This is a genomic window from Humidesulfovibrio idahonensis, from assembly GCF_054657715.1.
Genome location: NZ_BAAHYE010000003.1, coordinates 1,726,409 through 1,740,209 on the forward strand (window position 1 = coordinate 1,726,409; position 13,801 = coordinate 1,740,209).

11 protein-coding genes are annotated in these 13,801 nt (G+C 67.2%); 2 read left to right on the forward strand and 9 right to left on the reverse strand.

The window, feature by feature from the left end; translation table 11 throughout:
- Positions 1–205 precede the first annotated feature (205 nt).
- The 7 genes from ACYQ4W_RS14030 to ACYQ4W_RS14060 form a co-directional block, all read right to left on the reverse strand.
- Entirely contained in the window at positions 206–1,201 is a 996-nt protein-coding gene (locus ACYQ4W_RS14030; RefSeq protein ID WP_459857828.1) for an electron transfer flavoprotein subunit alpha/FixB family protein, read from the reverse strand.
- A gap of 33 nt (positions 1,202–1,234) precedes the next feature.
- Positions 1,235–2,038: an electron transfer flavoprotein subunit beta gene (locus ACYQ4W_RS14035; RefSeq protein ID WP_459857830.1), complete on the reverse strand. Its 804-nt coding sequence runs from the start codon at positions 2,036–2,038 to the stop codon at positions 1,235–1,237.
- Between the two features lie 58 nt (positions 2,039–2,096).
- A complete protein-coding gene (locus ACYQ4W_RS14040) occupies positions 2,097–2,417 on the reverse strand; it encodes a DsrE family protein (protein ID WP_459857832.1) in 321 nt (106 codons plus the stop codon).
- Positions 2,418–2,441: 24 nt separating this feature from the next.
- Positions 2,442–4,328 (reverse strand): NAD(P)/FAD-dependent oxidoreductase, encoded by a 1,887-nt coding sequence (locus tag ACYQ4W_RS14045; RefSeq protein WP_459857834.1) that lies wholly within the window; start codon positions 4,326–4,328, stop codon positions 2,442–2,444.
- A gap of 227 nt (positions 4,329–4,555) precedes the next feature.
- Positions 4,556–6,598: an acyl-CoA dehydrogenase family protein gene (locus ACYQ4W_RS14050; RefSeq protein ID WP_459857836.1), complete on the reverse strand. Its 2,043-nt coding sequence runs from the start codon at positions 6,596–6,598 to the stop codon at positions 4,556–4,558.
- 131 nt (positions 6,599–6,729) lie between these two features.
- Positions 6,730–7,881, reverse strand: a complete 1,152-nt coding sequence (locus tag ACYQ4W_RS14055) for a glycosyltransferase (RefSeq protein WP_459857838.1) — start codon at positions 7,879–7,881, stop codon at positions 6,730–6,732.
- Between the two features lie 5 nt (positions 7,882–7,886).
- The gene (locus ACYQ4W_RS14060) at positions 7,887–9,569 is read right to left on the reverse strand and encodes a glycosyltransferase family 4 protein (protein WP_459857840.1); all 1,683 of its coding nucleotides are present in this window, start codon (positions 9,567–9,569) and stop codon (positions 7,887–7,889) included.
- Positions 9,570–9,708: 139 nt separating this feature from the next.
- Between ACYQ4W_RS14060 and ACYQ4W_RS14065 the strand changes: the two genes are divergently transcribed.
- Positions 9,709–11,289: a GGDEF domain-containing protein gene (locus tag ACYQ4W_RS14065; protein ID WP_459857842.1), complete on the forward strand. Its 1,581-nt coding sequence runs from the start codon at positions 9,709–9,711 to the stop codon at positions 11,287–11,289.
- Positions 11,290–11,291: 2 nt separating this feature from the next.
- Here ACYQ4W_RS14065 and ACYQ4W_RS14070 read toward each other — a convergent pair whose 3' ends face one another.
- Positions 11,292–11,795, reverse strand: coding sequence for a hypothetical protein (locus tag ACYQ4W_RS14070; RefSeq protein WP_459857844.1), 504 nt, complete (start codon positions 11,793–11,795; stop codon positions 11,292–11,294).
- On the reverse strand, positions 11,792–12,181 hold the full coding sequence (locus tag ACYQ4W_RS14075) for a response regulator (RefSeq protein ID WP_459857846.1): 390 nt from the start codon (positions 12,179–12,181) through the stop codon (positions 11,792–11,794). The genes ACYQ4W_RS14070 and ACYQ4W_RS14075 overlap by 4 nt, the downstream gene beginning before the upstream one ends.
- 351 nt (positions 12,182–12,532) lie before the next feature.
- Between ACYQ4W_RS14075 and ACYQ4W_RS14080 the strand changes: the two genes are divergently transcribed.
- A complete protein-coding gene (locus ACYQ4W_RS14080; protein ID WP_459857848.1) occupies positions 12,533–13,795 on the forward strand; it encodes an SPOR domain-containing protein in 1,263 nt (420 codons plus the stop codon).
- The last annotated feature ends 6 nt before the right edge of the window (positions 13,796–13,801 follow it).

Consider the following 13,801-nt stretch of genomic DNA (forward strand, 5'->3'; position numbering starts at 1 on the left):
TCGTTCCTCCGGATTTGAGAAATCGGCATACGTAATGTCGCGCAAGGCGTGAAGCGAAGCGCATCAAGGACTAGCGGGCTGAAGGCGGGCTGTCAACGGCGTTGGCGGATAGAAGAGAAACTGCGCGGCCTGGCGGCGGCGCAACAAAAAGCCGGGGCAGGACGTTGGTCCCACCCCGGCGCATGTGCTTGCGTTTGGTTGCAGGCTACTTCAGCAGGTCCACAAGCTTGCTGACCACGGCAAAGGCATCGGCCACGTAGAGCACGTCGGCCTTGCCCTGGGCCCAGCCGCAGTTGGCGTCCAGGTTGATGGCGCGGCGTTCGCCGATGAAGCGCCAGCCCACCACGTGCGGTTCCTCGCCGTGGCAGCAGGTGGCCAGGCCCTTGGGGTGGCGCGGGGTGGAGCCGGTCTGCCCCACCTGGTGCATGTGGGTGAGGAAGGGCAGGGCCGCGCCCTCGCCGCTCTGGTCCACCAGGGACTTGGAGCTGCCGAGGGAGGCCTGCGTGGCGGAGAGCAGCCCCAGGATGAGCCGGGCGGCCTCGTCCACGTGCTTCTGGCCGTCGGACTGGCTTTTGCCCCAGCCCGCGCCAGCCACCACAAGCAGCTTGGCGTCCGGGCGGATGGTCTGCGCGTCCGCGGCCGGAGCGATGATCTGCACCACCTGGCTGCGCGTTGCCGGGGTGACGGAGAGCATTTCGACCGTGGCGGAACCGGCGGCCTCGCAAGGGGCGAAGCAGCCCGTGTCCACGGTGACAAGCCAGGGCCGGGCGTCGCGCTCGATCTTGCCGAGCATGCGCTGGCGGTAGAACCAGCGGGTGGCCGTGACCTTGCCGTCCGCAGCCTCAAGGCCGGTCAGGCGGGTGTCGACCTTGGCGCCCAGGCGCTGGGCCACGCCGGCGGCAACGCGGCTCATGCGCGAGGTGGACGGGGCCACGATGATTTCCGCCCCGGCGGCCTTGGCGATGGCTTCCGCCGCGGCCGCGTCCGAGCCGTAGCGCGCGGTGGCGAAGTCCGCCCCGGCCACGCCGTAGAATTTCACGGCGCCGCAGCCGGCCACGCTGTCCGCGGCCTTCTGCACTTCGGCCCCGAACAGGCCGACCACGAGCTCGCCGCCAAGACCCTTGGCCGCGCCCAGGGCCTCGGCCGCGGCCTTGCCCAGGCCGCCGTCGCTCTCCGTATGCGCAAGGAAAAGCACTTTCATATATTCCGCTCCTTTATGAGGATGCGCCCGGGCCTAGGCCCGGATCCAGTCCGCGAGCTCGCGGGCGATGTCGTCAACCGACGCGTTCTTGACCACGCGCGTTTCGCGGCGCTGGCTGGGCAGCTCGACGCTGGCGTACTTGAGCCCCTCGCCCCCAAGCGGCGCGGGCGTGGCCTTGGCCAGGGCGGGCATGATGAGCCGCATGTTCTGCATGCCCACCTGCGGATTATTGGGGGGCTCGGGCAGGTTGCCCGTGGCCCAGCCAAGCAGCGCCGGAGCGCCCTGGCACGAGGACTTCTGGTAGCTGCCGCCCTCGATGCGCTCGAGCACGGTAAAGGAGCCGTCGTCGGCTATGGCGATCTCGTCCACGCCCTGGAACTGGTCCGTGATGCCCAAAAGCTCGCCCACCATCTGGAGCACCGCGCCCGTGCTGCGCGAGGCCGACTGCCAGCCGCCGAACAGCAGCAGCTTGCTCTTGTCCAGGCCGGGGATCTTCTCCACCGCGCCAGCAAGGGCCGCCGCCGTCTCGGCCGCGTCGGCAAAGCCGCCGGCAGGGCCGTCCAGCACCACGATCTCGAAGGGCACCTTCTGGGCCACGCTCATCATCACCTGCTGCAGCTTGGCCTTGGGGCCCAGCGCCACGAGATGCACCTTGCCCTCGACCTTCTTGGCGAGGTTGGCGGCCTCGAAAAGCGCGCACGCGGCCCAGGGGTCCAGCACCGCGGGCAGCATCATCTCGTTCTTGAGCGCAGGGCCGGTGGGGCCGGCAATGGGCTCCAGGGTCTGCAAGGGGTCGGGCACGATGGACCCGAGCACCACGATCTGCAATCCTTTCATGTAAGCTCCTTGCGGAAGGGGTTGGTTTGCCGGGAGAGCCGAAATGCTCCCGGCTCCGTCAGTAGTTCAGTATCTTATCCGCCGCTTTGACCAGGGCGGAGAGGGTCTTCATGTTGGAGCGGCTGATGCGTTCGTCTTCCTCCACGCCGTGGAGGTCAAGGCACTTGCCTCATGCCGCCAGCGCACCCTCGCCGAGGGCGAAAATCTTGGCCTGCTGCCGGAGAGGAAAGACCTCGGAGTCGCCGGCGTACAGATCCACCGCCGGACCGTTCAAAAACAGGGAGACATCCTCGCCTTCCTCGAGCAGCACATTGCCGAAGCGCACGGCGTTCCATTTGATTTCCGGGCTGTCGCTCGAAACGATGATGAGAATCTGCATGACCGGCCCCACCTCTTTCGCGGGTTAGTTCTCCGCGGAGTGCAGGCCGCCCGCGCCCGCCTGGAAGTCCACGTTGGCGGACTCGCCGCCTTCCGGCGAGGGCTTGCTGCAATTCCAGATGCACGCGCCGCAGTGCACGCACTTTTCGCGGTCGAACAGCGGCGCGCCGCCCTCGGGATTGGTGCTGATGGCCTGGCCGGAGCACGCCTCGATGCAGACCTTTTCGTCGCAGGCCTTGCACACGTTGTGGCTTTTGAAGGTCACGTGGTCGCGGTAGCCCGCGGGAGCCTGGACCTTGCCGCCCATGAGCAGCGCGTCCTGGTGCGAGACGAGCAGCTGGCCGTCGTGTTCGATCTTGGGCCAGCCCGCGCGGTCCATGAGCGCGCCGTGCAGGGGCAGGCCCTTCTGGGTGCAGTCCTTGCGGATGGCCGCGATCTCGTCGGCCGGAATGCGGCCCTGGTAGTAGGATTCGATGCTGGGGATGCGCTCGTGCGGCTTCTTGGACATGCCGGGCGAATTGAGCCTGCCGTCCGTCAGGCCGGTGAGCGCCATGCCGATGAGCCCCTGGATGACGCCGGTCTGGAAGCCGTCGCGGGCCTTTTCGGCGATGACGGCCTCGCGCTCCAGCCAGGAGTCGCGGCGGCGGCGCACATAGGTCTTGTCGAGATTTTCGCGGGTGAAGGGCTTGTCCTCCTTGAGCAGCTCAAGGACGCTGACGCCCAGCAGCACGCCCGAGGTCCAGGCCTCGTCGAAGCCGGAGCCCGTGAGCACGTTGGTGGTGCCGCTGCCCTCGCCGATGCGGGCAAAGCCGTCGCCCACGAGGTGCGGTTCGCCCTTCCTGCCGGACTCCTGCAAACTTTTCGCCCCCCAGGAGCGCATGCGGCCGCCCTTCAGGTGCTTCCACAGGGCCGGATGCTGCATCCAGTGCTGCAGGTAGCGGTAGCCCGTGCGCACCGGGCTGTCGAACCAGGAGGGCACGAAGATGCCCAGGCTCGCCACATTGCCGGGGTAAACGTAGAGGAAGCCGAAAATTCCGGGCTCGGGGTAGCCCAGGGTGTGCAGCACCGTGCCTTCCTTGAGGCCGCAGCCCTCGGGCAGGTCCACCACCATCTTCATGCCCACGGCCCATTCGCGCGCGTGGTTGCCAAGCGGCAGGCCGAGCTTCTCGTCGAGCTTGCGGCCCACGGCGCCCACCGGGCCGTCTCCCACCACCACGAGCTGGCTGCGGATGTCCATGCCGGGCATGAAGCCCGCCTCGGGGTTGCCCTGCTTGTCCACGCCCTGGTCCTGCAGGCGCACGCCCGCAACGACCTTGTCGAACAGGATGGGCTCGGCCACGGGGGTGCCGGGCCAGATCTGCGCCTGGCCCTGGGCCATTATCTGGCCGCCGGCCCATTGGTTGAACTGGCCCATGGAGAGCAGGATGCCCGGCTCCTTGCGCAGAAAGTTCGGCACATAGGGCAGGGTGAAGGCGTGGTCTTTGGCCATGCCGAAGGCCCGAAGCGCCTTGTCCGCCGCGCGCATCAAGAACGGGCGGCGGCTCGCGCCGATGGGATCGAGCAGATAAAGCACCTCTTCGTGCTTCACTTCGGTGGCGAGGGGAATCTGCGTCAGGTCGAGATCGGGGAAGTTGGCGCGGATGCCGCGGCCCTTGGTGACCACGCCGGAAACGCCGAAGCCGAGGTCGTCAGCGCGCTCGTAGCAGATGACCTGGGGCGGCATGCCGGGCATGGCCTTGCTTTCGGCCACCGGGGTGCCGTCCTCGTTCATCAGCCCCTGCGACAGGGTGTGCAGAAAGCCGCCCATGGCCGGGCCAAAGCCGACGCAGGCGATGTCCACGTCCATGCGCTGGCGTTCAAAACCCTCGGGCAATTCGCCCCCGGCCGGGGCGCTGGTGTTCTCGTCGGTCATGCGGATTCCTCGTGCGTGGGCAGGTGGGCCGCCGGAACAAAAAAGAAGCGCTGCGGGCTCGCACCCGCGACGCTGGCACGACGGCTTGCACTTCTTTATCCGGGGGGGGCTGGCGAGTCAACCGGGAGCGCATGCGCCATGAACCGGCCCTGGCGCCATGAAAAAAGGGCCGGAAGGAATAGTCCCGCCGGCCCCTTGAAGCTTCTTTTCGCTTGCTTTGGCCTGTTCTACATCGGGTAGTCCAGCGCCTCGGGGATCATGACGCCGCTGATGGCTTCGCCGGCGCGGTCGCGGGCGAGGCGCGCGCCAGCCAGGCTGGCGTCGAGCTTGGCGCGCAGGGCGGCGAATTCGTCGGCAGGCGCTTCGGCGGCGTAGCCGTACACGAGCTCGGCGCAGAGGCGGCCCACTTCGCCGGCGGTGCGGGCGTTCTGGATGGTGGCGAGGTCGGCGAAGAAGCCCACGGTGTCGTCCAGGCTCTCGGCCAGCATGGGATTCTCCGGGCCCTTGTCCTTGAGTTCGCGCACGTCGTCCACGAAGGAGCGGGCGGCCACGAGCCAGGCCAGCGCATCGGCCAGGGGGAAGGTGACGCCCTGGCGGTTGCCGCTGTAGAGCTTCTTGCCTTCGGGATCCTTGGCGTTCTGCAGGTGGTTCAGGGTCCACAGCCACAGGCGCATGGACTGGGCCAGGGACTTGGTGCCAGCGGCGGGCCAGGTCTCGGCCATGGCGTCGAGCTCGTCGATCCAGTGGCCCATGAGGGCCAGGAACACGGGGTTGGCCATGGTGGCCGTCATGTGGCGGCGCTGCACCACTTCCGGTCCTTCGTAGGTGGCCTCAAGCTGGGTGTCGGTCCATTTTTGGAACAGGAAGCCGGGGCAGTCCTCGGTGACGCCGTAGCCGCCCACGAGCGCCACGGCCTCGCGCATCATGTTTGCGCCAACGCCCGGGCACCAGAGCTTGCAGGCGGGAATGAGCACGTTGGTCTCGGCGTCGAGGACGATGCTCTGCACGAACACGTCGGCGGACAATTCGGCGAAGCGGGCGGCGTCGCGCTCGGCCTCGGGGGTGAAGGCCAGGTCGAGGTATTCGAGGACCAGGGGCTCCATCTTTTTGAGGGCGCTCAGTTGGGCGCGCGGGCCGGTGACGCCCTGGGCCTTGAACTGGGCTTCCTTCTCCTTTTCCAGGGGGTCGAGAAGGTCGGCCTTGCGCGCGGCGTCGAAGCCAAGGGAGCAGCCGGCTTCGCCCACGGCCCAGAGGTCGGCCAGGCGCTGCACGGCGTCTTCCTTCATCTGCAGGCCCTGCTCAAAGCGGGGGGTGCCGGGCTGTGCGTCGCCGCCGCGGAAGCGGCCGCGGTGGTAGCGGATGATGGGCTCCACGGCGGAGAGCAGCTTGGCCGAGGTCATGACGCCGACCGGGATGCGCGTGCGGTGGAACACCGAGCCGATGATTTCGGCGTGGCTGTAGTTGGGAATGATGACGCCGTCCTTCACGGTGTAGCCGCCGATGATGCGGCTGGCCGGAACCTGGAGGCTCAGGATGGGGTCGCAGGTGCTGGAGAGCTGGTGCACCATCTTCTTGGTCACGGCGCCGCGGTCGAAGGTGCCGGGGTCTTCCGCCTCAAGGATCACCATGCAGGAGCCCTTGATGCGCTCGTCGTCGCTGATGACGGCGGCGGTGACGAAGTCGGCGAAGTCCATGCCGGTGATGAAGCGGCCGCGCTTGTCGACCTGGAGCATGGGCTCCTCTCCGTCCTTCCATTCGGCCACGCGCACCTTGCTGGTCAGAATGCCGGTGTCGACGCCGACATAGGGCAGGGGCTCGGTGAGGGCGAAGGCGCCGCGCTTGGTCTGGCGGCCTTCGCCGGGGCAGGCGATGGCCATGTAGTGGTCGCGCTGCTCCGGGGTGCCTTTTTCGTGGATGGGGGCCAGAGCCAGGTTGGTGGCCAGGCCGCAGGTGGCCGCACCGGCGTCAACCCACGACAGTTCGAAGGTGGTGAGGCAGAGGGCGAAATTTTTCGGCCCGTCGATGTAGCCGCCCTGCGTGGTGTCCATGTAGAGCGCGGTCAGGCCCGAGGCGTCGAAGGCGTCGAGCAGGGTGTTCTTGCGCTCGGTCCACTCGTGGGTGTTGCGCACGCCGTCGGCCACCATGCGGGCCACATGGCCGCGGGCCACGCCGCGCGCGGACTGGACGACCATCTGCAGTTCAAAGCGGTCAGTGTAGCGCCACATGATTTGGCGGATGTCGTCACCGGGCAGGGTTGCGAGTTTGCTCATGCGTGAACCTCGAACATGCTGAATTTGTTGAAACAATGCGAAACGCAGAGTGCCGAATGTGAGGGCTCAAATACGGCATTCGCGGGGCTGCGTCAAAGGCTATTTGGTTGCAGGAACTTGCGGGACGACGGTTACGCCAAAAATTCCGCGTAGTCCGCAGCCATGCGCACGGCTGTGAAGCGTTTTGCGCCATGCGCGCGCGCGGCTTGCCCCAGGCGGCGGGAGAGGGCCGGGTCGCCCAGCAGAGCGCACGCCGCCAGATGAAAGGCCTCGGCGTCGTTTTGCGGAACCAGCAGACCGGTCTGGCGGTCCACGAGGATTTCCGGCACGCCGCCCGTGGCGAAGCTGACCACGGGCAGTTCCATGGCCGCGGCCTCCAGCAGCACCAAAGGATGATTGTCCGCCAGGGTGGGATAGAGCAGGACATCGGCCGCGCGCATGAGCAGCCGCAGCTTGGCGCGGTCCACGTACGGCCAGGTGGTGAGGCCGTCCCGGGTCCCGGCTTCGTCGCCGCCCACGGCAAAGGCCGTTGCCTGGGGCAGAGCCTCGCGCAGGCGTTGCCAGTAGCTTGGCCAGCGCGGGCCGGACTTGTACGCCGCGCGCGCGCCGCCATGGGCCGCGAACAGCGCCACGCGGGCTCCCGGCGCAATGCCGAGCGCCTGCCTCGCCTTGGCGCGGGACGGAACATCCCCCAGCTCCGGCCAGGGCACGCCGTTGGGGATGATGCGCGGCGGAAGCTCGGGCCAGACCTGCCGGGCCAGCCCGGCCAGCCAGCGCGAGGGGCTCACGAGCCGCAGGGCGCACACCTGCGCGAGACTGGTCAGCAGCTCGGCGATGGCGTTTTGCCTGGCGCGGGCGTCCGGAAATTGGCGCGGGCAGGGGTCGGCGCAGGCGGGAAAGTGCGGGCAGTCCAACGGGTAGGCGCAGCCGCCGGTGAGGGGCGTGGCATCGTGCAGGGTGAGCAGGATGCGCCGATTCGCGGCGTATGGCTGCAGCCCGGCGAGCAGCGAGGGCCAGTCCGTGCTGGTGTGCAGATGCAGGTGGGCGTCGCCCGGCGTTGCGGTCCAGGCTTGGCCCAGGTCGCCGGGGAGCGTGGGGCCGCAAAGCGGAATGGAGTCGGGCGGGGCATCGGCGGTCAGCGCTTCGGGATCGTTTTCCGGAACTTCGTAGGAGAGGCGCGCGTCCAGCCCGGCCTCAAGCTGCGCCAGGGCCAGCAGCCGGGCCACGCGCACGGCGCCGCCCCGGTGCGGCAGGGCCGCGTGGTGCAGAACGCTCCGGCTCATGGGCTTCAGCCCTCCGGCTCCAGCAGGTCGTGCTTCAGGGCCCAAAGAATATGGTACGCGGCGGCTTCGGCGTCCACTTCGGGGCAGAGTTCGCGGAAACGCCCGGCCAGCGTGTCGGCGGCCTCGCCCCTGCGCGCCAGGAACACCAGTTTGCGGATGGCCTCGGGCCGCAGCAGGCTGTCCAGCCCGGCATACAGCACGGGGTGCTCGCGTCCGGCCAAGAGGGCCGCGCCCGCGCGTCCGGGCTTCAGCCTGTCGGCCGGGCCCAGGGTGCGCGTGGGGTAGGGGGCGAACACGCGGGCATAGGGCAAATGCAGCGGGTGTGGAATGTGGCGCAGGGTCGCGATGTCCGGCGTGGGCAGCGCGCGCAGCTCGTCCCAAAGCGCCAGGTGTTGCTCGATGACGTTTGCCCAGAGGAAATGCCGGCGCACACGTTCGCGCCCGGCCTGGCCCATGCGCTGGCGCAAGGGGGCGTTTGCGAGCAGCGCGGCCAGGGCCTGCGCCAATTGCGGGGTGTGCACCACGGTGCGCTGGGCCAGCAGCAGGTGATACTGGTTGTCGAAAAGCACCGGCGCCAGCCTGTCCACAAGGTCGTCCCCGTCCTTGGGCTCCGGCCCGGTGGTGGGCACCAGCAGGCCGGTTTCGCCGTGGACGATCAGATCGCGGTAGCCGTCGTAGTCCGAGGCCACCACGGGCAGGCCCGCGGCCTGGGCCTCCAGCAGGGTGATGCCGAAGGTCTCCTGCGGATTGTCCGCGATGGAGGCGAAGATGTCGCAGGCGGTCAGCAGATCGTTCTTGCGGCGCTCGCCTGGGCGCAGGTCCAGGTGCACGAGCAGCCCGACGCGTTTGCCGAGCTCCACCAGGGTTTGCGGAAAGGGGTCGTCTGCCTCGGCCCAGCCTGCCACCACCAGGGCGACGCTTGCGCGCGGCAGGGGCGCGGGACTGTCCTGCGCTTCCGCGAACAGGCGGCTCATGGCGCGGATGAGCGGAAGCATGTCCATTTTTGACGCATGCGACACCCGTCCCAGCACCAGCACCAGGGTGCGGTCCTTTGGCAGGCCCAGACGCTGGCGCAGCTCGGCCTTTTGCTGCGGGCCGGGCAGCGGCGCTTCCAGGCTCTCCGCGTCCAGGCCGAGGGGCACGCGGCGGATGCTGGGACCCTTCAGGTGCTCCAGGCCGTAGCCTGCGCGCAGGTGCGTGAAGAAGCCCTCCACGGCCAGCCTTCCGGCCTCGGAGGTGGCGATGATGCAGTCGCGCGGGGTGGCCCCTGCCCACAGGTGGCGCAGAAACGCCACGGGGTAGTCCGGGTAGGAGAGGGAATGCACCGGTCCGGTGATGGGGAAGATCTCCGGGCTGTATGCGTTGCGCAGCCGGGCTATGTGCGTGGGAAAATTGATGCAGTCGGACTGGTGGAAGCAGGCGTAGGCCGTGTCCGCAAGGCGGGCGGGCAGGTCGCGGCGGTCCATGAGGCGAAAGCGCCCGGCCCGGGCGATGTCCGGGGCGAGGTCCGCGAGGTTCTTGGCCACGGAGTCGCGCTGGGCCTTGTCGGACAGAAAGAAATGATAGGCCTCGAAGGGATCGCGGGCCAAAAGCGCGCGCAGAAAGCCCACATTGGCCACCCGGCGGCCAAGTATCGGCCCGTCCTCCATGAAGGGGTCCAGAGTGCCGAAGACGCGGGGCTTTTCCATGTCCGCACCAAGCCACACTTGCCGTCGTTTGTCAAAGCCGGGCGGCATGATCCGCACCGGCGCACGGCACTGCTTGCCGCTGGCCTCCTTCTTGCAAGATCGGCTCTGTACGCAGCCCGTCACCTGGAGGCTTTTGGTCATGCATAGAACAGAACATCCTGAAATAATGTGGGGTCTTGGTCTTGATCCAGACACCGCGGCCACCGTTGAGGAAAGCGCCGGACCGGGCTTCACCCTGCGTAATCTGCCCCCCGATGCCGTGGCCTGGATGCGCGGAAACGAAGGCCAGAGCCAAGCCGCGTGGATTCCTCAGACCGTGTGGAGCGCGATGCCAAAATCCCGCCGCAAGGCTTGCCGGGCCATGGACTCGCTGCGGCGGATTCTGATCCTGCCCGAGGGCGCCGAGCCGGTGGAGACCGAGCATGTGCTGGCGGAGGGCTTTTTGACCGCCGTGCGCGCGCCTTTGACGCGCTATAACGTGCGCGACGCGCTGCTGCGCGTGCGCGAGCTCGATTCGCTTTCCGCCGATTTGCGCCGCAAGACCGACGAGGTCATGCTTGAGCGCGAGCTGCTGGAGCGCAAGAGCAACAACTTGAGCTTTCTGAACCGGGTGCTTTCGCGCGCCTCGGCCTCTCTCGATACCGCCACGATCCTGTCCAAGGCCAAGACGGACCTGCGGCATCTGCTGCCGGTGGATGTCTTGTGCGCCGTGTTTTGGAACCGCGCCGCCAATGGGCCGGGGCTCGAGGCGGAGATGTACATGCACTGCGTCATGGGACCGGAGGAGAACACCGCCTGGCAAGAGATCCTTTCCGCCGCGGCAGAGCGCCTGGGAGGCTCGCCCGTGTCCGACTTCCGCCAGATCTGCCTGACCCCCGGCGCGCACATGCGGCCCACGCCGCCGCCCACCGGAGGCCGGCTGCTCATGCTGCCCCTGGCCGCCGGCGGAGAAAGCTTCGGCTGCCTGGCGCTGATGACCCACAAGGGGCTGCGCTTGGCCAAGGACCAGGTGCAGACCCTGAACGCCGCCGTGAACCACCTGGCGCTGGCCTTGCGCAACGCCTTCCTGTTCCGGCAGGTCAAGAGCATGGCCGACCACGACGGGCTGACCAAGATCGGCAACCGCCGCCGCTTTGAGGAGCGTCTGGAGGAAGAGGCCCAGCGCCATGGCCGCTATGATCTTCCCTTGTCGCTTATTCTTATGGATTTGGACCACTTCAAGTGCGTCAACGATACCTTCGGGCATCAGACCGGCGACGCCGTGCTGCGCGGCACCGCCTCCCTTTTGGTGGAGAGCCTGCGCAGCACCGACTTCCCCGCGCGCTATGGCGGAGAGGAATTCGCCGTCATTTTGCCGCACACCAGCCGCGACCATGCCGCGCTCCTTGCGGAGCGCATCCGCGCCCGCATGGAGGTCCGCAATTTTGGCGAGAACCAAGGGGAGGTCCGCCTGACCGTGAGTGCGGGCGTGGCCGCACTGGCCCCGGGCGCGCGCAGCCGGGAGCTTGTGTCCCTGGCGGATCAGGCGTTGTATCTGGCCAAGAACGGCGGGCGCAACCGCGTCGTGGTGGCCGGGCCGGAGACGGGACAGCAGCCTCTTGCGGAGGACGCCGGATTGGAGGCGGATGGACAGGGCGCGATGCCCCGGGAGCAGACGGCGGCGTCGAACCGTACGGTCGACGACACGCCTTTGCCGCGTCGCGCGGGCGGAGGCATGTAAGCCTAGCGCCAGCCCTCGCGTCGCTCGTAGATTTTCCACTTGCCCATTTCGGGCAGCAGCACGAACAACGCGTCCTCCTCCACGGTTTGCACCACGGGGGAGATGGTGAAGCTGTAGTGCCCTGTGACCTGGATGCGCGCCAGGTCCGGGTCCGCGGTGATGCGTTTGAACACGAGGCCGCTCAAGTCCACCTTGGCCTGCCGGAAGCGCTCCAGCTGTCCCCGGCGGTTGACGGTCTCCCTCGCGGCCAAAAACGCCATGGTCTCCTCGTCGCGCACCCGCCGCGAAAACACCGTGGGCAGCCTGTCGTCCAGGGCCGTCTGCCATTCAAAATACTCACGCAAAACCTGATACTGCGCCAAGCCGTCGGCATCCGTCGGCACGGTGGCGTTTTGCGCCGCGTCCGCGGAATCCGGTGCTGTTTGCGGCTGCGCGCCGGCGCCAAGCGCCGGGCTTTGGCTCAACAGCAGGCCGGCGAGGGCGAAAGAGAGAATTTTTTTGTTCATTGCAGATCGTCGATGAGGTCCTTGAGCGCGCCGTAGTCGAGAGGCTTGCCCATGAAGGCTCTGGGGTTGGTTCTGGCGGCCAGCACGCGTGTGCCGACATCGGTGTATGCCGTGCAGTAGATGATGGGCATGTCGGGGTGGCGCTCGCGGATGCGCGTGGCGGCTTCGATGCCGTCCATGGAACCTTCGAGCATGATGTCCATGAGGACAACGTCTGGCCGTTTTCGCACAGCAAAATCAACAGCTTGTTGGCCTGTGGCCGCAGTGGCCACCACCTCGCACCCCATTCGCCTCAAGTTCGCTGTGGTGGCCAGGGCGATGATGCTTTCGTCCTCGACGACGAGCACGCGCGGAGGCCAGGGCAGGGCAGGGCAGGAAAGCATCATGTGTCTCCAGGGCAACAAGGAAATGAATGACGAAGCTAACGGAAAGCATGTATGACGGCGACGAGCCTTTGTCCAGCATGGCGGTTACTGTCAGTATTTTGCCAAAAAAAGAGGCGATCCGTTGACAGCTGATGGAAAATATGCCTAGACATTTCTTAAAGAATCACTATAACAAATTGCGTCGGCGGGCACAGCAAACGAGGCCTTGCAAGGGCTCTCGGCTTGGGCGCCAGTCTGGCTCCCGCGCGGCCAAAACGATCCGGGGTTGCCAGTCCTTTGTTCCGGGGATAGCATAACCCATCTGCAAGGCGCCGGATGCGGGCCGAAAAACCTCCAACCCAGTGGATAGCCATGCGCGAAAAAAGCAGAGTTCTCTTCCTCGCAATGCTGCTCATCATGCTGGCGGCAAGACCCGTCCAGGCGGCGCGCCATTCCTCCTACGGCGAACTGGGAGCAAAATCAGCCATCGCCATGGACTTTGGAACCGGGCGCATCCTCTACGAGCAGAACGCCGACCAGCAAATTCCCCCGGCCTCGCTCACCAAGGTGATCACCTTGTACCTGGCCTTCGAGGCCATGCAGGAGCACCGTCTCTCCTTCACCGACACCGTGCTGGTCACCCCGCAGGCTTCGCTTGCGGGCGGCTCGCGCATGAACATCCGCCCGGGTGAGCGCGTCATCGTGCGCGAACTCATGAAGGGCATCGCCGTGGCCAGCGGCAACGACGCCTGCATCGCCCTGGCGCAGCACCTTTCCGGCGGCGAGGACTACCATCCTTTCGTGAACGCCATGAACGCCAAAGCCCGCGAACTGGGCATGACCGAAACGGTGTTCAAGAATCCCAACGGTCTGCCCGCCGAGGGGCAGCTCACCACCGCCCGCGACATGCTGAAGCTTTCCACCAGCTACCTGCGGCGTTTTCCCCAGGCGCTGACCTTCCATTCCATGACCACCTACGTGCACAACAACCACAATCACCACAACGCCAACCGCCTGCTGACCACCTATGAAGGCGTTGACGGGCTCAAGACCGGTTTCGTGCAGGCCTCCGGCTACAACAACGTGGTCACCGCAAAGCGCGGCGATACGCGCATCGTGGCCGTGGTTCTCGGCGCGCGCAGCGCCGGCGCCCGCGCCGCCACCACGCACAAGCTGCTCGACATGGCCTTCCAGCGCGTGAATCAGGGCCAGGCCCTGGCCACTTTGGATGAGCAGAAGGGACGCGGCGCGCTGCCCGCTTCTTTGGCGCGCACGGCGCCGCGCCAGCAGGACCAGGATCTCAAGGCCGCCCAGCAGGTGGCGGACATGCGGGCCAATCAGGTGCGCGGCGCGGTTGCGCAACCCGCGGACGACGACAAGCCCTCGCAGAACATGGTGCAGCGCAAAACGGGCAAGGGTTCGTACGCCATCCAGGAAAGCTCGTTCCAGTCGCGCGAGAAGGCCGAGCGCAGGGCGCAGCGTTTGGAGAGGAAGGGCCTGCCGGTGAAGGTCGTGGCCACCAACCTGAACGGCGGCAAATGGTACCGGGTGCTCGTGGGGCCCTATGCCAGCGTGGACGCGGCCAAGAAGACCCGCGAGAAGATGCTCACCCGCGGTTCGGTGACGGAAGAATAATCCCCC